The organism is Chitinophaga qingshengii, from assembly GCF_014529935.1.
Classification (GTDB): domain Bacteria; phylum Bacteroidota; class Bacteroidia; order Chitinophagales; family Chitinophagaceae; genus Chitinophaga; species Chitinophaga qingshengii.
This window is the reverse complement of record NZ_JACVFC010000001.1, coordinates 861120-880977: the sequence shown is the minus strand read 5'-3', so window position 1 is coordinate 880977 and position 19858 is coordinate 861120. Positions and strand designations below refer to the sequence as shown.

At 48.8% G+C, this 19858-nt stretch carries 19 protein-coding genes; 7 read left to right on the top strand and 12 right to left on the bottom strand.

What is annotated here, in order from left to right:
* Positions 1–31 precede the first annotated feature (31 nt).
* Complete coding sequence (locus ICL07_RS03010; RefSeq protein WP_188086461.1) at positions 32–1069, top strand: LLM class flavin-dependent oxidoreductase; 1038 nt, start codon at positions 32–34, stop codon at positions 1067–1069.
* 76 nt (positions 1070–1145) lie between these two features.
* Here ICL07_RS03010 and ICL07_RS03005 read toward each other — a convergent pair whose 3' ends face one another.
* The 9 genes from ICL07_RS03005 to ICL07_RS02965 all read right to left on the bottom strand — a co-directional run bounded on the left by ICL07_RS03005 (position 1146) and on the right by ICL07_RS02965 (position 9587).
* The gene (locus ICL07_RS03005) at positions 1146–2456 is read right to left on the bottom strand and encodes an SWIM zinc finger family protein (protein WP_188086460.1); all 1311 of its coding nucleotides are present in this window, start codon (positions 2454–2456) and stop codon (positions 1146–1148) included.
* A gap of 592 nt (positions 2457–3048) precedes the next feature.
* A complete protein-coding gene (locus tag ICL07_RS03000; RefSeq protein WP_188086459.1) occupies positions 3049–3360 on the bottom strand; it encodes a DUF59 domain-containing protein in 312 nt (103 codons plus the stop codon).
* A complete protein-coding gene (locus ICL07_RS02995) occupies positions 3357–3785 on the bottom strand; it encodes a SufE family protein (protein WP_188086458.1) in 429 nt (142 codons plus the stop codon). The genes ICL07_RS03000 and ICL07_RS02995 overlap by 4 nt, the downstream gene beginning before the upstream one ends.
* A gap of 16 nt (positions 3786–3801) precedes the next feature.
* A complete protein-coding gene (locus ICL07_RS02990) occupies positions 3802–5049 on the bottom strand; it encodes an aminotransferase class V-fold PLP-dependent enzyme (protein ID WP_281389407.1) in 1248 nt (415 codons plus the stop codon).
* Between the two features lie 11 nt (positions 5050–5060).
* Positions 5061–6371 (bottom strand): Fe-S cluster assembly protein SufD, encoded by a 1311-nt coding sequence (sufD, locus tag ICL07_RS02985; protein WP_188086457.1) that lies wholly within the window; start codon positions 6369–6371, stop codon positions 5061–5063.
* A 13-nt stretch (positions 6372–6384) separates the two neighbouring features.
* Positions 6385–7146: a Fe-S cluster assembly ATPase SufC gene (gene sufC, locus ICL07_RS02980; protein WP_188086456.1), complete on the bottom strand. Its 762-nt coding sequence runs from the start codon at positions 7144–7146 to the stop codon at positions 6385–6387.
* A gap of 44 nt (positions 7147–7190) precedes the next feature.
* Positions 7191–8636: a Fe-S cluster assembly protein SufB gene (gene sufB / locus ICL07_RS02975; RefSeq protein WP_188086455.1), complete on the bottom strand. Its 1446-nt coding sequence runs from the start codon at positions 8634–8636 to the stop codon at positions 7191–7193.
* 13 nt (positions 8637–8649) lie between these two features.
* On the bottom strand, positions 8650–8976 hold the full coding sequence (locus ICL07_RS02970; protein WP_188086454.1) for a HesB/IscA family protein: 327 nt from the start codon (positions 8974–8976) through the stop codon (positions 8650–8652).
* A 41-nt stretch (positions 8977–9017) separates the two neighbouring features.
* Positions 9018–9587, bottom strand: coding sequence for an NADPH-dependent FMN reductase (locus ICL07_RS02965; RefSeq protein ID WP_188086453.1), 570 nt, complete (start codon positions 9585–9587; stop codon positions 9018–9020).
* Positions 9588–9725: 138 nt separating this feature from the next.
* Between ICL07_RS02965 and ICL07_RS02960 the strand changes: the two genes are divergently transcribed.
* Complete coding sequence (locus tag ICL07_RS02960) at positions 9726–10382, top strand: helix-turn-helix transcriptional regulator (RefSeq protein WP_246484964.1); 657 nt, start codon at positions 9726–9728, stop codon at positions 10380–10382.
* Positions 10383–10450: 68 nt separating this feature from the next.
* Here the strand turns inward: ICL07_RS02960 and ICL07_RS02955 are convergent, their stop codons facing one another.
* The 3 genes from ICL07_RS02955 to ICL07_RS02945 are packed head-to-tail and all read right to left on the bottom strand — an operon-like array spanning position 10451 to position 11968.
* Complete coding sequence (locus tag ICL07_RS02955) at positions 10451–10861, bottom strand: EamA family transporter (RefSeq protein WP_188086452.1); 411 nt, start codon at positions 10859–10861, stop codon at positions 10451–10453.
* 27 nt (positions 10862–10888) lie between these two features.
* Positions 10889–11395, bottom strand: a complete 507-nt coding sequence (locus ICL07_RS02950) for a GNAT family N-acetyltransferase (RefSeq protein WP_246484963.1) — start codon at positions 11393–11395, stop codon at positions 10889–10891.
* A gap of 15 nt (positions 11396–11410) precedes the next feature.
* Positions 11411–11968, bottom strand: coding sequence for a GNAT family N-acetyltransferase (locus ICL07_RS02945; RefSeq protein WP_188086451.1), 558 nt, complete (start codon positions 11966–11968; stop codon positions 11411–11413).
* A gap of 160 nt (positions 11969–12128) precedes the next feature.
* Between ICL07_RS02945 and ICL07_RS02940 the strand changes: the two genes are divergently transcribed.
* The 5 genes from ICL07_RS02940 (at position 12129) to ICL07_RS02920 (ending at position 19812) form a co-directional block, all read left to right on the top strand.
* The gene (locus ICL07_RS02940) at positions 12129–12830 is read left to right on the top strand and encodes a response regulator transcription factor (protein ID WP_188086450.1); all 702 of its coding nucleotides are present in this window, start codon (positions 12129–12131) and stop codon (positions 12828–12830) included.
* Positions 12827–14197, top strand: a complete 1371-nt coding sequence (locus ICL07_RS02935) for a sensor histidine kinase (RefSeq protein ID WP_188086449.1) — start codon at positions 12827–12829, stop codon at positions 14195–14197. The genes ICL07_RS02940 and ICL07_RS02935 overlap by 4 nt, the downstream gene beginning before the upstream one ends.
* Positions 14198–14267: 70 nt before the next feature.
* Positions 14268–15548 (top strand): TolC family protein, encoded by a 1281-nt coding sequence (locus tag ICL07_RS02930; RefSeq protein ID WP_188086448.1) that lies wholly within the window; start codon positions 14268–14270, stop codon positions 15546–15548.
* A gap of 13 nt (positions 15549–15561) precedes the next feature.
* Entirely contained in the window at positions 15562–16674 is a 1113-nt protein-coding gene (locus ICL07_RS02925; RefSeq protein ID WP_188086447.1) for an efflux RND transporter periplasmic adaptor subunit, read from the top strand.
* 18 nt (positions 16675–16692) lie between these two features.
* Positions 16693–19812, top strand: a complete 3120-nt coding sequence (locus tag ICL07_RS02920; RefSeq protein WP_188086446.1) for an efflux RND transporter permease subunit — start codon at positions 16693–16695, stop codon at positions 19810–19812.
* Positions 19813–19858 lie beyond the last annotated feature (46 nt).

Here is a 19858-nt window from a genome sequence, read left to right as displayed (position 1 = left end):
GGGAGTGCTTTTCAACGATTAAATACTTACTATGCAAATGACCTTCCGGGACAGGAAAATAAAGGTGTTTTCCGTTCTATACAGAGATGAGAATATACAGTCGTACAACTTTGAAAATGTGCTTGATACTATCCGGTTGAGTGATGAGTTTAATTATACAGGTTTGCTGCTTTTTCAGAGCAACCGGGGAAACCTTGAGCCGTGGGTTTTTGCACAGTCAGTATTAAGTAACTCCTCCACACTTTCCCCTTTTATCGCTGTAAACCCGGTTTATATGCACCCCTTTACGGCGGCCCGGAAAATACTTTCCCTGGGGAGCTTATATCAACGGAAGATATACCTGAACTTCATTACCGGCACTTCCAAAAGTGATATGGCTAACCTGAACGATTACCTGGAACATGATCAGCGATATCAGCGGCTCACTGAATATATCCAGATAGTAAGGCATCTGCTGACAGATAGAAAGACACTGAAATTTAAGGGGGAGTATTACACCGTAAACGATCTGCAGCTGTCTGACAAGCTACCCGCCGAGATCTTGCCGGAGTTCTTTATAGCCGGTTCTTCTGAAAGTGCCCGGAAAGCCAACGCATTCTTTGGTTCTTCTTCTTTCGGGATGGCCAAAGATGTTAAATACCCGCCGTCAGACAGTCTGAAGCCTCCTGCCAAACAAGCATTGCATTTCGGGATCGTAGCAAGGCCCGACGCGGATGCTGCCTGGCAGCGCATGAAGGAGCTTTTCTCCGGTGATGAGATGGACAAAGCCATGCTGGACTATTCTATGGGTAATACAGACAGCCATTGGAAAAAAGAACTTCATGAAACAATTCACCTAACGGAAAATCCTGTACAGACAACCTATAGCCTGTTCCCCTTTGAGCACTTTAAAGCAGATTGTCCCTATCATGCAGGCAGCTATGAAGAGGTGGCCGGTGTGCTGGTACAGCATATCGTGAATGGGGTGGATTGCTTTGTCATAGAGATTCCTTCCGCCGGAGAGTTCTCTCATGTTAACGAAGTGTTTCAACTATGCAAGAGTATTATTCAGCACCGTTTTGCTATTTAAGGAACCAGGGTTACAATGCCTTATAACCCTGTCCATACATATTGTAAAGCACTCAAATGTCAATTGCTAAAAGATGTTATAATACCTTATAACCCTGTCCATACCATACACCGATGGGTTCATACAGTGTTTCCCGGCCAATGACCGCCATCGGTAAGGGTTGGCCGCCGCTGAGCGCCAGTAGTTTCCAAAGGCTGCGGAAGTCCGGCCGGAGCTGCATTTCCTGTTGTTGTTCGTCGCGCAGCCACCACTGACCATTACGCTGTACGGGGGTGAGTGCGGCGATCGTATATACCTGGTCGTTATACAAAGGGAATTGGCTGCTTACCTGGCTTTGTGCGGTTACCACGCCGGTCCAGTCGGCGTATCCCCGGAAAGCCGGATTAGCAGGCGCGGGTTGCTGGGTTTTGATCAGTGCCCGCAGGGGAGCGGCTGACGGGTAATATACCAGTTCCGCCTGTATGCAGCTGCCGGGCGCCGGCATCAGTTGTACGGATGGCTGGTGCCGGATAGTGAATTGTAATACCAGTGCCGGCCGGCGGGTAGTAAGGCCGTATAGCCAGTAGCGTTCGGTGATAAGGCGGTCGTCTTCGGTGCTTTGTTTACCCAGTACCAGCCAGGTATCGGTGATACCGGTTTGGGCTTTGAGTTCATCCTGCGACTGGGAGTACCCGATGAGGGTACGGATATCCTGTTGCAGTCCGGGTTCCAGCCTGTCCAGCTGTCCATAGGCCTTTGCTGCCAGGTACAGGCGCAGCAGCTGGTCCATAAAGCTATGTTGCCAGCCGTCGCTGTAGTAGCCAATTTCCGCCATTTCGCGGAGTATACCGGCCAGTCCGGATGCCTGGGCATCTACCATACGTTTGGCCATATTGTCGCACATATCGGCGCCTTTATCCGGTAAGCTGATGATACCGTTGCGTACCAGGTCTTTGGCCCAGCGCACCAGTTCTTCGAGGCCGTCGGTCACTTTGCGGTGCCGGGCTTCCTGTCTTTTGGTTTGGGCGGCTTCGTCCACCGGTTTGGCTTCGGCGGACTGCTGTACCTTTTTCTCCGCTTTCTCCGCCCTTTTACCGATCCATTCCGTTACCCAGGCCGGTTGTTCCTGCCGGGTAAAGGAGGCTTTCTCCCGGGCATAATATAATAAAAGGCCAATGCCATGTTTACAGGGAAACTTGCGACTCGGGCAACTACAGCGGAAAGCCATGTCGCTGATGTCTACCTGGGTCTGGTAAGGTTTGCTGCCGCTGCCCTGGCACTCTCCCCAGAGCGCTGCTTCACTGAAGCCTTTACTAACCCACTTAGCCGCTTTCCCCAGGTCTTTTCCCGCCTTGCGGGACGATTCATCGGGTGCCATCGCCAGCACCTGTTCTTCCGTTAGGTCCAATTATTTTGATATTTAATTATTTTTATATTTGGTTATTTGTTGTTTATTGGTTTGTTGCAGAACATCAAAATACACTAAAAAGGGGTGTTGATGAATAATGCTACAAATTAAATTATTTCATAAAATAGTAATCAAATTTCGGTTATTACTGCGCAGTGTATATCGTATCAAATGGATTTTTTTGTAAAAAATATAAGGCGATGGCTGTAAAAAGATAAAGAAAACTGCTTTCTTAAGATGTTTAGTTAATATATTGTAATAATCTGATTATCAATTATAAAAATCATTCCATCTCATATTTAATAATAAACATAAAATAAAAAACAGGCTAGGCTTTTCATGATGGATCAGATAAAGCATACAAGCGTCGTCATCCTCATCAACCCAACATAAAAGCAAAAAAATTCGGGATACATTTTTGAAAGAAAAATTTCAAAGATGTATCCCGAAGGTATTATCAAAAAGGTAAAATCTATTCGCAAAAATCTATCTGGTGGTCTCCCCCAAATCAGCGAAATCAGCACTAATCATGTCCATCACAAGTTAAAGATCTCCCCGGTGGTCTCCCCCAAATCAGCGAAATCAATATTAATCATAAAAATCCGAGTTCCAGTTTCGCTTCTTCGCTCATCATCTCCTTGGTCCATGGTGGATCAAAAGTCAGGTGAACATCTACCTCAGACACGCCTTCAATATTCCGGACCTTCTCATCCACTTCGCGGATGATATCACCGGCTACGGGGCAACCCGGCGCGGTGAGGGTCATATCTATACCAATGCGGTTGTTTTCCTTGATCTTGATTTCGTATACCAGTCCCAGTTCCCAGATGTTGACAGGGATTTCCGGATCGTATACGGTTTTCAGCTGTTCTTCTATCTTATCCCTTAATGTAGCTTCGCTCATGACTGGTTTGTTTTTGCCTGGTAGGCTACTGCATAAAGTTTCATCTGTTTGAGCATGCTCAGCAGCCCGTTGGAACGGGTGGGAGAGAGATGGCTACTCAGACCGATGGCGTCGATAAAGTAGATATCCGCGGTGGCTATCTCTTTCGGGGTATACCCGGAAAGCACGTAAATCATCAGGCTTACCAGCCCTTTGGTGATCACGGCGTCGCTGTCGGCGGTGAAGTACAGCTTCCCATCCCTGAGCTCGGTATGCAGCCACACGCGTGACTGGCAACCTTTGATCAGATTGTCCGGTGTTTTAAATTCTTCGGCGATGAGTGGCAAATCCTTGCCCAGTTGGATAATGTACTCGTACTTATCCTCCCAGTTGCTCATCACTTCAAAATCGGACTTTATTTCTTCCTGTCTGTCGTTAATCGTCATAATAAATATTCTCCTTTTACCGCAACATGGAAACGGCCCGTTTGATACCGGTTACCAGCTTATCGATGTCTTCCCTGGTATTGTAGAAAGTCAGCGAAGCCCGAACGGTACCGGGGATCTTAAACTCGTCCATCAGCGGTTCGCAGCAGTGGTGGCCTGTTCTTACGGCAATACCTTGCTGGTCCAGCAGTTCGCCCAGGTCAAACGGGTGAATATCGTGTACCAGGAAGGAGATGGCGCCGCTTCTGTGGGCGGCGTCGCCGATAAAACGGATACCTTCGATCTGGCGCAGTTGTTCCAGCGCATAGGCGAGCAGCTGCTCTTCCCATTGCTGGATTTTGTCCAGACCGATCTGTTGCAGGTATCGGATAGCTGCCCCTAAACCGATGGCGCCTGCAATATGCGGGGTACCGGCTTCAAATTTATAGGGCAACTCATTATAGGTTGTTTTGGCAAATGTTACGGTTTTGATCATATCGCCGCCGCCCTGGTAGGGAGGCAGTTTATTCAGCCATTCGGAGGTACCATACAGTACGCCGATGCCGGTAGGACCGTAAATTTTATGTCCGGAGAAAACAAGGAAATCAGCCTGCAGGGCCTGCACGTCGATACTCATATGCTGGATGGCCTGTGCGGCATCCAGGAGTACGGGTATATTGCGGGCATGCGCTTGTGCGATGATGTCTTCTACCGGGTTGATGGTACCCATCGTATTGGAAACATAGGTCACTGCTACCATTTTCACCGTATCATCGAGCAGGGCGGTGTATTCCTCCATCTTCAGTTCTCCCTTTTCATTGAAGGGGATCACTTTCAGGGTAGCGCCGCTTTCCTCGCAGGCCATCTGCCAGGGAACGATGTTGGAGTGGTGTTCCATCGCGGAGATGATCACGCTGTCGCCTTCCTTCAGGAAACGGCGGCTCATGGTGTTGGCCACCAGGTTGATGCCGTCGGTTGTGCCTTTGGTGAAGATGATTTCGTGGCTGTGCGCTGCATTGATAAAGCCGGCTACAATTTCGCGGGCTTTCTCGTAGGCATTGGTGGCTTCCTGGCTCAGATGATGGACGCCGCGGTGCACATTGCTGTTATATTCTTCGTAATACCGGGCTTCTGTTTCTATCACGGTCAGCGGCTTCTGCGTGGTAGCCCCGTTATCGAGGTATACCAGCGGTTTGCCATGCACCAGTTCCTGCAGGATAGGGAAATCCTTCCTGATTGTTTGTACGTCCAGGGCTGCAGTTTCTATGTTAGCAATATGTTCCATTGGATCGGTAATTAGTTGTTCATGATAGCGGCAATCTGTTCCTGCAGGTAATGTTGCAGGGCAGGCACCTTCACTGCGTCTGTAATATCATGGGAGAAGGCATTTACCATCAGTGCTTTGGCGGCGTCTTCCCCGATACCGCGGGAGCGCAGGTAGAACATGGATTCTTCGCTGAACTGTCCGGCGGTGAAACCGTGGCTGCATTTTACGTCATCGGCGTAAATTTCCAGCTGTGGTTGTGAGTTGATATCTGCTTTTGTACCCAGCAGCAGGTTGTTATTCTGCTGGAAGGCGTTGGTTTTCTGCGCTTCGCGGTGTACCAGGATCCTGCCGGTGAATACGCCGTTGGCGTTATCGAGCAGTACGCCTTTGTACAGTTCATTGCTGTTGCAGTTAGGCATGATGTGGTCCATAAAGGTATGGTTGTCTACATGCTGACTTTCATTGGCAATGTACAGGCCGTTCAGGTTTGTTTCCGTATTGCTGCCGTTGAGAGCCACGCTCAGGTTGTTGCGGGTGAACGGGGTACCGGGCAGTGTGAAATTAAAGTGGTGGTAACGGCTGTTGGCCTGTTGCTGGGCGGCGGTAGTATGCACTTCGCGGAAGTGCTGGTCGCCCTGCTGGATATTATAATGCCACAGTTCCGCATTTTCCTCCACTACGGTTTCCAGTACGCTGTTGGTAAAGGTAACCGCGCCGGCGTCCGGATGTACGGATGTTTCGATAATGGTAGCGGCAGCGTTTCTGTTCAGCACCCACAGGTGGCGGGGCTGAATGAAGGCATGCTGTGTGGTCGTGTATACGTGAACGATATGTACCGGTTTATCGATGACAGTATTGGCAGCCAGCTCAATATAGAGGCCATCGGCGAAGAGGGCGGTATTGAGGGTAGCCAGGGATTCCTGTGCCAGGTGGTGTTGTTTGTTGAACCAGGTGGTAAAACCGGGCGCCTGTGTATGTGCGCTCAGGGCACCGATGGTGATGCCTTTGCCTGCGGGCAGTTCGGAAAGATCAGCCTGCAGATGGCCGTTGACCAGCACAATGCGGTAGCTGTCCAGTTCCGGAATAGCCGTCTGGGCTATCGTAGCTGCCGGTACGGTAGTGGTAGCATACAGCAGTTCATAAGGGAATTCCTTGAGATACCGTTGTATGTTGGAATAACGCCAGGCTTCTGTTTTCAGTGTGGGAAGGCCCAGCACGGCGAAGCGTTCCAAAGCCTCCCGGCGGATGCCCTGCAGCTCGTCCTGCGCCTGGCAGGCCGATAATGCGTTCACATCTGTAGTTAACGCCTGGTAAAAAGGCAGTGTAATATCACTCGTCATAATTATATGCTTCTTATGCTTCTTTCAAATGTAACTCTTCCTTCAGCCAGTCGTAACCTCTTTCTTCCAGTTCCAGGGCCAGTTCCTTGGTACCGGTTTTGATGATACGGCCGTTGTACAGTACGTGTACAAAGTCAGGCACGATGTACTCCAGCAAACGCTGGTAGTGGGTGATGACTACGAAAGATTTTTCTGCATCGCGGAGTTTGTTCACGCCATTGGAAACGATACGCAGGGCGTCGATATCCAGACCGGAGTCTGTTTCATCCAGGATAGCCAGTTGGGGATCCAGCATGGCCAGCTGGAAGATTTCGTTACGTTTCTTTTCGCCACCGCTGAAACCTTCGTTGAGGGAACGGTTCATCAGGTTAGCGTTAAAGTCTACCAGCTGCTGTTTCTCTTTGGTCAGTTTCAGGAAGTCGCGGCCTTCAATGGCAGGCAGGCCTTTATAGGTCCTGATTTCATTGAGGGCAGTTTTCAGAAAGTTCAGGTTGGATACGCCCGGGATTTCAACAGGATATTGAAAAGCCAGGAATACGCCTTCGCGGGCACGGTCTTCGGGAGACAGGTCCAGCAGGTTTTTACCATTGAACCATACTTCCCCTTCGGTAACAGTATAGTTGTCACGACCTGCGAGCACGGAGGCCAGCGAGCTTTTGCCGGAGCCGTTGGGGCCCATGATGGCATGTGTTTCGCCTTTACCTATTTCGAGGTTAATGCCTTTCAGAATTTGTTTCCCTTCTACTTCTGCGTGCAGATTTTTAATCGTCAGCATGATTGTTTTATTTCGTTCTGTATGTAGTTAATTGGATAAGCGAATTATCCAACGCTTCCTTCCAAGGTGATTGATAATAATTTCTGTGCTTCCACGGCAAATTCCATGGGGAGCTGGTTCAGTACTTCCTTCACATAACCGTTTACGATCAGGGCTACTGCTTTTTCCGTATCGATACCACGGGCATTCAGGTAGAAGATCTGGTCTTCCCCGATTTTAGAGGTAGTGGCTTCGTGTTCGATCATCGCGGTTTTATTGCGGGATTCGATATACGGGAAAGTGTGGGAGCCGCAGTCGTTGCCGATCAGCAGGGAATCGCACTGGGTAAAGTTACGGGCGTTGTCGGCGCGTGGGCCTACGGCTACCAGTCCGCGGTAACTGTTATCGCCTCTGCCGGCAGAAATACCTTTGGAGATGATACGGCTTTTGGTGCCTTTACCGATATGGTGGATTTTGGTACCGGTATCAGCGATCTGTTTGTTGCGTACTACCGCTACGGAGTAGAATTCGCCTTCGGAGTAGTCGCCCTGCAGGATTACGCTGGGATATTTCCAGGTGATAGCGGAGCCGGTTTCCACCTGTGTCCAGGAGATTTTGCTGGCGTTGCCTTTGCAGATACCTCTTTTGGTCACGAAGTTATAGATACCGCCTTTACCGTCTTTATCGCCGGGGTACCAGTTCTGAACGGTAGAGTATTTGATTTCCGCATGGTCCAGCGCTACCAGTTCCACGACAGCGGCGTGCAGTTGGTTTTCGTCGCGCATGGGGGCGGTACATCCTTCCAGGTAGCTCACGTAGCTGCCTTCGTCGGCTACGATGAGGGTACGTTCAAACTGACCGGTGTTCTGGGCATTGATACGGAAGTAGGTGCTCAGTTCCATCGGGCAGCGTACGCCTTTGGGTATATAAGTAAAAGAGCCGTCAGAAAACACAGCGGAGTTCAGGGCGGCGAAGATATTGTCTGAATGGGGAACCACGGTGCCCAGGTATTTTTTTACCAGGTCGGGGTATTCCTGTACCGCTTCACCGAAAGAGCAGAAGATAACGCCCATCTCTTTCAGTTTGCCTTTAAAGGTGGTGGCTACGGACACGCTGTCAAATACGGCGTCTACGGCAACCCCGGTCAGTGCCTTCTGTTCGTTGAGGGGAATGCCCAGCTTTTCGAAAGTGGCCAGCAGTTCCGGATCTACCTCATCGAGGCTGTTCAGTTGTTTTTTCTTTTTCGGAGCGGCATAGTAGGAGAGCGCCTGCAGGTCCAGTTCCGGCATTTCAAAGTGCTGCCATTTGGGGAACTGCATTTTTTTAAAGGCGGCAAATCCTTTCAGACGCCATTCAAGCAGCCATTCCGGCTCATTCTTTTTAGCAGAAATAAAGCGGATGATATCTTCATTAAGCCCCGGAGGAGCGATATCCATTTCAATATCGGTGGTAAAGCCAAACTCGTACTCCTTATTGGCTATATCATCTATTATTTCGTTACTGTTCATCATACGATTTTGATATTTATACCGCGAAGCTTTCGCCGCAGCTGCATGTTCTCGTTGCATTCGGGTTGTTGAAGAAAAGGCCTTTGCCATTGAGGCCGTCGGAGTAATCCAGTTCGGTACCATACAGGTACAGCAGGCTTTTCATTTGTACGACTACCTTTACGCCTTTGTCTTCAAATATCTGGTCTCCTTCCTGTTCTTCTGTTTCGAATTTCATCACATATTCAAGGCCGGAGCAACCGCCGCCTTTTACACCTACTCTTACGAAAGTGCCAGGGGCATGATGTTCTGTCTCCATCAATGTCTTGATATATGCTCCTGCTTTTTCTGAAACGGTTATCATAATTCAGAATTTTTTATGTTGTTAAAGCTGTGGCGGATGGCTCAGGCTGTTATACCGGCTGTCACATGTGACTGGGCAGCGTATAGCAGGGAAACCATCATATCCAGCTTGGTTTTATAAAATGCAGTAAACCCGCTGGTTTGCGGGTCATAAAGGTTGTCTTTCAGGATAGGCAGTGAGTAGGGCAGTACCCAGGCTCTCAGTGCTTTAGCCACGGCATCCATGGCGTTGATTCCCTGCATAGCCTGTGTGCCGTCGGCCCAGGAGAGCAAAGCTACAACCTTTCCGGTTAAATACGGGCGTTGGTGTTTGCTTGTCAGCTCCAGCCAGTCCAGGCAGTTCTTCATCGCTCCGGTCATGCTACCATGATACAATGGTGTCATCCAGATCTGAAGATCCGCTTTACCAAACGCCTCCAGCATCGCCGTTACACTCTCCGGTTTTTTAGCGGCCTCCGGCATGGAAAAAAATGGGATCTGCTTCTCGGCCAGGCTAAAAATCTCGGTAGCTAACCCTTTTTCTGTCAGGGCATCTGACAAATAGGCGGCCAACCGGTTGGAGGTGGCCTCAGGGCGGGTGTCAGTGGCGCCGTTAAATATGAGTACGTTCATTAATACCTAAGGTTTAGAGATTTAAAAGATTATGAGATTTTTTTTTGATGAAAGCCGTCTCAAAATCATCCAAATCTCAAATTTCTTTTTTTTAGCTCCTACAAAATTACGAGATTTGACAATAAAACAAGTAATAACTTGGAAAAATATCCAACACGAACCAAAAATGCCGCTGACAGGTTTTTGATGCTCATCAAGACCAGGGGCCCCCTGTCTGCTGCTGAACTGGCTGGTGAATTGGGTATCACCACGGAAGGCGCCCGCCTGCAGCTGGTAAAGCTGGCAGAAGAGGGATTGCTGCAGTTTGAAAGCATATCCAAAGGCGTTGGCCGCCCCATGCAAATATGGAGCCTCACCCCCCTGGGTAATGCCCGCTTTCCCGACAGCCATACTGAACTGACGGTAGACATCATCCAGACCATTAAAACGGTCCTGGGGCCGGAAGCACTGGCCAATGTGATCAAAGCACGTGAAAAGAATCAACAGGATAAATATAATACCGCCCTGGAAGGGGTAACCGGCATCGAAAACAGGCTGACAGCCTTTGCGGCCATCCGCACCGGCGAAGGTTACCTGGCAGAATGGAGAAAAGAAGGCGATGTTTTCCTCTTTATCGAAAACCATTGCCCCATCTGCTGCGCTGCCGCTACCTGCGACAATATCTGTACTTCAGAAATGAACACCTTTATCAGCGTAATCGGAGAAGAAGTACAGGTGACCCGCCTGGATCATATCATCAACGGCGCCCGCCGCTGCGTCTACAAAATCCAGCCATTTAATCATGTAGCTATTTAGCTATTTAGTTATTTAATTATTTAAATGCTTGGTTATTTTAATATCTAAATATTAAAATAACTAAATATCTAAATAATCAGGGTGAGGGTGCCTGAAATAATCAGTAAGGCGCCAATCGCCGTTTTCCAGGTAATAGCCTCCTGCAGGAAAATGGCCGACAGGATAATGGTCAACGCTACACTCAGCTTGTCCACCGGCGCTACCTGCGATACCTTGCCCACCTGCAAGGCCTTGAAATAAAATATCCAGGAAAAACCGGTCGCCAGGCCGGATAAGACCAGGAACAGCAACGTGTGCCGCGTCAGTGTAACACCTTTATATTCTCCCCGCGCCAGCACAATACCCCAGGCAACGAACAAAATAATAATCGTCCGGATACCGGTCGCCAGGTTGGAAGGAACATCAGCCACGCCTATCTTGGCGAAGATGGCTGTCAACGCTGCAAAAGCAGCCGATAATAATGCATATATCCACCACATAGGCAATTACGAATTACGAATTACAAATTACGGATTGCTGACTTTAAGACCCAGGATCTTCACACTTCTGGGTGTTCCATCCAGGATGGCGATATCCGGGAGATGCGCCCACTCAACAAAACCTTTGTCCATAAAGAGTTTTATGCTGGGAACATTATGCGCAAAAATAACGCCCAGCAAAGTGTGGATGCTGAGCCGGGGCGCTGCATCGATGGCGTATTGCAGCACGGCTTTGCCGTAACCCTTGCCCCGGGCGTTTTCTGCCAGGTAGATACTTACTTCTACCGTGCCGTCGTAAGCCGGTCTGCCGTAAAAAGAGGAGAAACTGATCCAGCCTACCAGCGTTTCGCCATCATATGCCATCCATAAAGGACGACGCTCCGGACCATGGGCATGGAACCAGGGCAACCGGCTCTCCACCGTCACCGGTGTGGTATCGGCTGTCACCATCCTGCCGGCCACGGTACTGTTATAAATCGCTACTATCTCCGGTAAATCCTCCAGGACGGCATCCCGGTACTGTAAATGCATCATATGTCTGATAAAAAATTATTGCCAGTTAATTTCCCGGTCATATTCCCGGCGCAGCAAACTATATAAGTCCGCATCCACAAACTGCCCCTTTTCAAAAAAAGCATCCCGTAACATGCCCTCATGACGGAAACCCAGCCGCCCCAGTAAGCGGGACGAAGCTCCGTTCACCGGATCTACAAAAGCCTCTACACGATTAAACTGCAGCTCTTCATACACAAACTTCAGCGCCAGCGGAATGGCTTCGGTCATAATACCCTTGCCCCAGTAGGCCGGCTGCAGATCATAGCCCAGCTCTATCTTATGATGTGTTTTATTCCAGTGGTGAAACCCACAGGTGCCTATCAACTCGTCTTTCTCTTTAAATGTAATAGCCCAGCGCATGCCTTCCTGCTTTTCCCAGCGCTCCCGGAAAAATGTGATAATCTGTGTAGCTTCCGTTATATTGCTGAAAGCATCGATATCCATATAGCGTGTTACTTCTTCATTGGAAAAAAGGGAAAACAATGCTGCAGTATCTTTTTCTGTAATAGGACGAAGCACCAGTTGTGCTGATTGGAGGACGGGTTGTTGCATGATTGAATACCTGGTTAGGTTGGTTGCAAAACTAATCCTTCCCGGCAAATATCTAAATATCAAAATTTCAAAATCCGGAAATGTTTTAATGTGGCTTTAATCCGCACCAACATAAACATTGCTACTTTTGCATAGGTCATAGTATAATAATGCATCAAGTATGAAAATATTGGTAATAGAAGATGAGTCCAAAGTAGGCGCCTTTATCAAAAGAGGACTGGAAGAACATCACCACCAGGTAGATGTATTCGCAGACGGGCTTCAGGGACAACAAGCCGCAATGGATCAGGACTATGATCTGTTGATACTCGATATTATGTTGCCGGGTATCAATGGTCTGACCATCTGCAAAAACCTGCGCGCCCGCGATGTAACGGCGCCGGTACTCATGCTCACGGCCCTCAGCGCTACTCATGATATTGTGGACGGCCTCAATGCCGGTGCAGACGATTACCTCGCTAAACCATTTCATTTCTCTGAACTGGTAGCCCGCGTAAATGCACTGTCACGCCGCAAAAACAATTTTAAACAGGAAAAGGAAATACTTACGCTGGCAGACCTGCGACTGGATACTACATCTAAAACCGCCAGCAGAGAAGGGCAGGAGATAACGCTCACCGCCAAAGAATATGCCCTGTTGGAGCTGCTGCTTAAAAATACCGGCAAGGTGCTGTCCCGTGCGCTGATCTCGGAAGCCGTATGGGGACTGGAGTTCGACACCGGCACCAATACCATCGATGTATATGTGAACTACCTCCGCAATAAAATCGAAAAAGGCTTCAGCGGCGAGAAGCTGATCCACACGGTAGTGGGAATGGGGTACGTGATGAAAGTTAAAAGTACCTGGCAGCAACAGCTATGAAGATAAGGCATCGTCTATCCCTGCAGTTCACCCTCATCACCGGTATTATCCTCGCCGGGGTGTTTGTATTGATTTATTTATTGTCTGCCCAATACATCCGGAACAGCTTTTATAAACTGCTGCAGGTAAGAGCGCTGGTCACCGCACAGGTGTACCTCGAAAAAGACGAGCTTACCAAAAAGAAATTCCTGGAAATCGAAAAGAGCTATCAACAGAGTATTCCTGATGAATCCAGCAATATTTATGATGAAGACGATAAAGCCGTTTTCATTGAAAAAGTAAAATACAACTGGCCTCCCTCGCTGTTAAATACCGTCCGTAAAGTGGGTACCTACCGTTTTACTTTCAGGGAGAAGTATGGGGTAGGCATGTTTTATCCCGATAACCAGGGTGATTTTGTGGTGATTGTGACCGCCCGCAACAGTGCCGGCGAACAACAGCTGCAATACCTGGCTCTCATATTGGGCATCATTCTCTGTATATCCCTGCTCGTTACCTTCCTGCTGGGACAATGGTTTGCCAGCAAAGCATTACAGCCTATCCAAAGCATTAACCGGCAGGTGAAAAAAATACGCTCCAACAACCTGCACATGCGGGTAGCGCAAGGGCGCAATAAAGATGAAGTGGACGAACTGGCCCGCAACTTTAATGAGCTATTACAACATATGGAACAGGCTTTCGAGATGCAGCGTTCTTTCGTTTCCAACGCTTCCCACGAGCTGCGTACACCGCTGACCACCATTATCGGTGAGATAGAAGTGACCCTCCACCGGGAACGTACCAACGCAGAATATATTACTACCCTGGGCACCGTGCTGGATGAGTCGGAAAAGCTCAAAGTCATTACCGACGGACTTTTACAACTTACCCGGGTAGATGTGATCCTCACACCTGCCAATACGGAAGAAGTACGGCTTGATGAACTGCTTTGGGAGATACAGGAACACTGGCAATATAAAACACCGCCCCAGGAGGTAGACGTAGTGCTCCATAATTTACCGGCAGAAGCCTCTCTGCTGGTTGTCCGGGGCAACCGCCCCCTGTTGATGCTGGCGTTGCAGAACATTGTACGCAACGCTTTTAAGTTTTCGTATAACCAGCCCGTTAGTCTCCGTCTTAGCTACAATACCGGGTGTCTGGTGGTTTCCATCAGTGATAAAGGCATTGGCATTGCGCCGGATGAACTGGATAAAATATTTCTCCCGCTATACCGTGCAGGCAACGCCTATACGTTTTCCGGTTATGGTATCGGCTTAGCGATGGCCCAGCGTATCTTCCAGCTCCACCGGGCTACAGTGACGGTGAGCAGCGTACCCGGAGAAGGTACCACCTTTAACATTTTTTTTCCAACGGATGTTAAAATCTAATTTTGTTTTAACTTCATTCTAATTACTGCTTAATAGCCTATCGCCATCTTTGCAACGAAAATTAAGTTGTATGACGATCAGACTAGCATTACAAACCTTCGCTGTACTGTCGGGCATCTTATGGGGCTGTAGCGTACGTGCGCAAACCCCGGATACCCTAAAGCTTACACTCCCGGAGGCGGAACAGCAGCTCCTTCAGAAAAATATCCCGCTGTTGGCCCAAAAATTCAACATCGACGCAGCCAAAGCGGCCGTCATCACAGCCCGGCTGTGGGACAACCCCCAGGTAACTTTTGAAAACGTGTTGTATAACCATACGACTAAAAAGTGGTTCGACTTTTCATATAATGGTCAAAACGCCCTGCAGGTACAACAGTTGTTTAAGATTGCCGGTCAGCGTAACAAGGCCGTGAAATTGGCGCAGAGCAACGTGAAGATGACCGAATACGAGTTCTTCGACTTGCTGCGCACGCTCCGTTTTTCCCTGCACGATAACTTTTTCGATCTCTATTACAAACAACAATCGTTGCAAACCTTTGGCCGCCAGATTACTTTCCTTCGGCAGATTGTCAAGGTATTTGAACAGCAGAAGGCCATGGGTAATATTGCCCCCAAAGAGATTATCCGTATTAAATCATTACTCTACGACCTGCAACACGATGCGCTGGAACTGGAAAAAGATATTCAGCAAACACAATCCGACCTGGCCCTGCTGATACGTGTGCCCGCCACTGTTAGTATACAGCCACAGTTGCCCGACCCTGTACCACCTACGCCTGCCGCAGCACTGTCTTTTCAGACCCTGCTGGATACCGCCCGGGCCAACCGTTACGATCTGAAAATCGCACAGGAAAACGTACAGTACAACAATACGAACCTGCACCTGCAGAAATCCCTGGCCGTACCGGACATACAACTGGGCTTCTCCTATGATAAGCAGGGCAACTTTGAAAGAAACTACAATGGTTTGAATATCGCCATGCCGCTACCGTTTTTTAACCGTAACCAGGGGAATATTAAAATGGCAAAAGCCGGGCTGGAGAACAGTAAACTACAGCTCAGCGGTACCCAGGACCAGCTGGAACACGATGTGATGAACAGTTTGCAGCAGGTGCTGAAAACCGAAAAACTGTTACAGGAGTTTGATCCCGGGTTTGAACAGGAGTACACCACCATGATGCGCGAGGTAGAAAAAAACTATGGGCTGCACAATATAGGACTACTGGAATTCATAGACCTGTACGACGCCTACCGCAACAACGTACTCAAAATGAACGAACTGAAATACAACCGTCTTAATGCACTGGAGCAAATCAATTTCGCTACCGGCGCTGCTATCTTCCACCTTTGATCAAACACCAATCATGCAAAATATTAAGAAACGTTATATACCTGCAGCTGTTTTTATTATATCCATCCAGGGCATTATCCTCACCGGCTGTAGCAGCAAGAAGGCGCCTGAAACAACTGCCCGGTGGGCCCTCAGCGACTCTATGCTGCGTACGCTGGTGGTGGATACCGCCAGTAATGCTGCTATGGACAACGAAATTGACCTGACCGGCAAAATCAGCGAAAACGAAGACAAGACCGCCCGCATTTTCCCGATGGTAAGCGGTATCGTCACCGAAGTGAAAGTACATTCCGGTGATTTTGTAAACAAAGGCCAGGTGCTGGCAGTAATAAAAAGCCCTGAAATGGCGGGCTTTACCGCCGATCAGCGTATAACCGCCAGTGATATGGCCACCGCCAAACGCAACATGGAAGTGGCGGAGTCTTTCTATAAGAGCGGCCTTAACTCCCAGAAAGAATACGAAGAGGCTAAAAGCAACTACGATAAGGCGGTTGCGGCTTATAACAAATCCAGCGCCGTACTGGAAATAAACGGTGGCGCCCATCATACCAGTTACATGGTAAAGGCGCCCGTACCGGGATTTGTGATCGCCAAAAAAGCAGCGGAGAACATGCAGTGGCGGACTGATAATTCAGATCCCATCTTTGTGGTGGCCGACCTCAACAACGTATGGGCTATGATCAACGTGTTTGAATCGGATATATCCGGTATCCGGGAGGGAGACCAGGTAACAATGACCACCTTGTCTTATCCCGACAAAATGTTTACCGGCAAAATCGACAAAATTTATAATGTGCTGGACCCTGAAACCAAAGTGATGAAAGCCAGGGTGGTGGTAGATAATCCCGGTTTTTTCCTGAAACCGGAGATGTTTGTCCGTGCCAAAGCTAAGCGCCATGTGGATTCCAACCTGGTGAGCATTCCATCCCGCGGTATCATCTTTGACCACGATAAGTATTATGTGCTGGTGCTCACCAATACCAAACCAGGTGTTGCTATCCGTGAAGTACAGGTGGCTAAAAATGTGGAAGGACGCGCTTTTATCGCCTCCGGGTTGAAAGAAGGGGAACGTATTATCGCATCCCGCCAGGTATTTATTTACGACACGCTGACCGATCAGCAGTAAACCCTAAAGGCCAGCATTATGAACAGATTCATTAAGCAGATACTCGCTTTCTCCCTAAAGAATAAATTTTTCATCTTCTTCGCTGCCGGTATTATGGCCGTGGCGGGTTATGTCAGCTTCAAACAGATCGGCGTAGATGCCTTCCCGGACGTGACCAATACTACGGTTACCATCATCACCCAGTGGCAAGGCCGCAGCGCCGAAGAAGTAGAGAAGTTCGTGACCCGTCCCATTGAAATTGCGATGAACCGGGCGCAGAAAAAAACACATATCCGTTCCTCCTCGCTGTTCGGGCTATCCGTGATAAAAGTAATTTTTGATGACGATGTAGACGATACCTTCGCCCGTCAGCAGATTAATAATAATATCGCCTCTGCCAGTCTGCCGGAAGGGGTAGACCCGGAGATAGAACCGCCCTACGGGCCTACCGGCGAAATATACCGCTACACGCTGGAAAGCAGCAAACTCAATATCGAGCAGCTGAAAACATTGCAGGACTGGGTAGTGGAACGTAACCTGCTGGCCGTACCCGGTGTGGCAGACATTGTGAGCTTTGGTGGAGAAGTAAAGATCTACCAGGTTACTATGAACCCTGACAAGGCTGTACAGTACAGTATTACCGCCCAGGAAATGTACCAGGCGCTGTCTAAAAGCAATATCAACGTAGGCGGCGATGTGATCGTAAAAAACGCGCAAGCATACGTGGTACGTGGTATCGGGGTACTCAACAACGTAGAGGAAATTAAAAACGTTATTGTAGATCATATCGGCGGTACGCCCATCCTGGTAAAGGATGTAGCCGATGTGGCGGTGTCCGCGCTGCCCCGCCTGGGCCAGGTGGGCCGCGACCGGGACCATGATGTGGTGGAAGGTATTGTGGTGATGCGTAAAGGGGAGAACCCCGCTAATGTGATTGTAGAGCTGAAGAAAAAAATTGAAGAACTCAATGGCCGCATCCTGCCGGACGATGTAAAAATCAAAACATTCTACAACCGGGAAGACCTGATTGATTTCTCTACGCATACGGTGTTGCACAACATGATCGAAGGCATCATCTTCGTGACGGTGATCGTTTTCCTTTTTATGGCCGACTGGCGTACCACCATTATCGTATCGGTGGTGATACCACTGGCATTGTTGTTTGCCTTCATCTGTCTGCGTTTAAAAGGAATGAGCGCCAACCTGCTTTCCATGGGGGCTATCGACTTCGGTATTATTATAGACGGGGCCGTGGTGATGATGGAGGGAATATTTGTGGTGCTGGACAGGAAAGCCCACCAGGTGGGCATGGAGCGGTTCAACAAGTTGAGTAAACTGGGTATGATCCGCAAAGCCTGTATGGAAAACGGTAAGGGCATCTTCTTCGCTAAGCTGATTATCATTACCGGTTTGCTGCCCATATTTACTTTTGAAAAAGTAGAAGGCAAAATGTTCTCTCCGCTGGCCTGGACGCTGGGCTTCGCGTTGCTGGGAGCGCTGATACTTACTTTCACGCTGGTACCGGCCATGGCGAGTATGCTGCTGCGGAAAAATGTGCGGGAGAAACATAACTTCTTCCTGGAGTTTGTACACCGTATCACTTCCCGCTTCTTTAATTATACTTTCCATCACCGGGCGAAAGTATTTACTATCTCCATCGTGGTGCTGGTAGTTGGCCTTTACTGTTTCCGTTTCCTGGGAACGGAGTTTCTGCCACAGCTGAATGAAGGCGCTATCTACATCCGTGCTACAGGCCCGCTTAGCACGTCGTTGGAAGAATCCGTGAAGGTAGCGGATGAGATGCGTAAAAAGATCCGGACATTCCCGGAAGTAAGACAGGTGATGTCGCAAACCGGTCGCCCGAATGACGGTACAGATGCCACGGGTTTTTATAATATAGAATTCCATGTGGACATCTATCCGCAGGATGAATGGAAGAGCGGTATCTCCAAAGAGGAATTGATCCGCCGGATGAACAAGAAGCTGGAAGGCACGCCCGGCGTTACGCTCAACTTCTCCCAGCCCATTATGGACAATGTGGAAGAGGCGGTATCGGGGGTAAAAGGTTCTATTGTAGTAAAGCTTTTTGGAGATGATTTTAAGGTAGTAGAGAAACATGAAGAACAAATTGAGAAAATACTCAAGACCGTAGATGGTATTGAGGACCTGGGAATTTTGCGGAATATCGGTCAGCCGGAACTGCGTATTAACCTGAACCAGCAGAAGATGGCCCTTTATGGCGTTACCACAGAAGATGCCAACTCTGTTATCGAAATGGCGATCGGAGGTAAAGCCGCCACCAAGATATATGAAGGCGAACGGAACTTCGACCTGCGTATCCGTTATCCGGAGAGCTTCCGCGAAAATGAGGTCGCTATCGGTAACCTGACCATTCCCACTTTGCGGGGCAATAAAATTCCGCTGAAAGAGATTGCCGATATCAGTCATATTATTGGTCCGAGTATGATCTACCGGGATAAACACCAGCGTTATGGCGCGATCAAGTTCTCCGTACGTGGCCGCGACCTGGGCAGCACCATTGCGGAAGCGCAGCGAAAAGTAAACGAACAGGTAACATTGCCGAAAAATTATTTCCTGGAGTGGGCCGGTGACTTTGAAAACCAGGAGCGTGCGACCAAAAGGCTGATGCAGGTGGTGCCTATCAGTTTACTGCTGATTTTCCTGTTCCTCTTTATTTTATTTGGGAAGATGAAAGATGCCTTGCTGGTATTGAACAACGTGCCTTTTGCGATCATCGGCGGTATTTTTTCGTTGTGGCTGACGGGTATCAACTTCAGTATTTCCGCAGGTATTGGTTTCATTGCCTTGTTTGGTATTTGTGTGCAGAACGGGGTGATTTTGCTGACCAAGTTCAAAACGAATATCCGGGGAATGCACCAGTATTCCGATGCGTTGCTGGCGCAGTCTATCCGGGAAGGGGTGGAATCGCGTATAAGGCCCGTGATCATGACAGCCATGATGGCGGCCATTGGTTTGCTGCCCGCTGCGATGAGCCATGGTATTGGTTCTGAAACAGCCCGCCCGCTGGCCCGTGTAGTGATCGGCGGTTTGATTACAGACACTATGTTCAACCTGTTTATTTTCCCGATAGTGTTTTATTGGGTGTACCGCAGGATGTTGAGAAAGGCAGAAGCGTAATAGTTGGTTGTCTTATAAAATGGAAAAAGCCGCGGAGATGTGATCT

Coding starts and splice junctions, on each gene's coding strand:
- ICL07_RS03010 (WP_188086461.1), top strand. CDS start 32: ATGCAAATGACCTTCCGGGACAGGAAAATAAAGGTGTTTTCCGTTCTA.
- ICL07_RS03000 (WP_188086459.1), bottom strand. CDS start 3,360: ATGAGCGAAGCTACATTAAGGGATAAGATAGAAGAACAGCTGAAAACC.
- ICL07_RS02995 (WP_188086458.1), bottom strand. CDS start 3,785: ATGACGATTAACGACAGACAGGAAGAAATAAAGTCCGATTTTGAAGTG.
- ICL07_RS02990 (WP_281389407.1), bottom strand. CDS start 5,049: ATGGAACATATTGCTAACATAGAAACTGCAGCCCTGGACGTACAAACA.
- sufD (WP_188086457.1), bottom strand. CDS start 6,371: ATGACGAGTGATATTACACTGCCTTTTTACCAGGCGTTAACTACAGAT.
- sufC (WP_188086456.1), bottom strand. CDS start 7,146: ATGCTGACGATTAAAAATCTGCACGCAGAAGTAGAAGGGAAACAAATT.
- sufB (WP_188086455.1), bottom strand. CDS start 8,636: ATGATGAACAGTAACGAAATAATAGATGATATAGCCAATAAGGAGTAC.
- ICL07_RS02970 (WP_188086454.1), bottom strand. CDS start 8,976: ATGATAACCGTTTCAGAAAAAGCAGGAGCATATATCAAGACATTGATG.
- ICL07_RS02965 (WP_188086453.1), bottom strand. CDS start 9,587: ATGAACGTACTCATATTTAACGGCGCCACTGACACCCGCCCTGAGGCC.
- ICL07_RS02955 (WP_188086452.1), bottom strand. CDS start 10,861: ATGTGGTGGATATATGCATTATTATCGGCTGCTTTTGCAGCGTTGACA.
- ICL07_RS02950 (WP_246484963.1), bottom strand. CDS start 11,395: ATGATGCATTTACAGTACCGGGATGCCGTCCTGGAGGATTTACCGGAG.
- ICL07_RS02945 (WP_188086451.1), bottom strand. CDS start 11,968: ATGCAACAACCCGTCCTCCAATCAGCACAACTGGTGCTTCGTCCTATT.
- ICL07_RS02940 (WP_188086450.1), top strand. CDS start 12,129: ATGAAAATATTGGTAATAGAAGATGAGTCCAAAGTAGGCGCCTTTATC.
- ICL07_RS02935 (WP_188086449.1), top strand. CDS start 12,827: ATGAAGATAAGGCATCGTCTATCCCTGCAGTTCACCCTCATCACCGGT.
- ICL07_RS02930 (WP_188086448.1), top strand. CDS start 14,268: ATGACGATCAGACTAGCATTACAAACCTTCGCTGTACTGTCGGGCATC.
- ICL07_RS02925 (WP_188086447.1), top strand. CDS start 15,562: ATGCAAAATATTAAGAAACGTTATATACCTGCAGCTGTTTTTATTATA.
- ICL07_RS02920 (WP_188086446.1), top strand. CDS start 16,693: ATGAACAGATTCATTAAGCAGATACTCGCTTTCTCCCTAAAGAATAAA.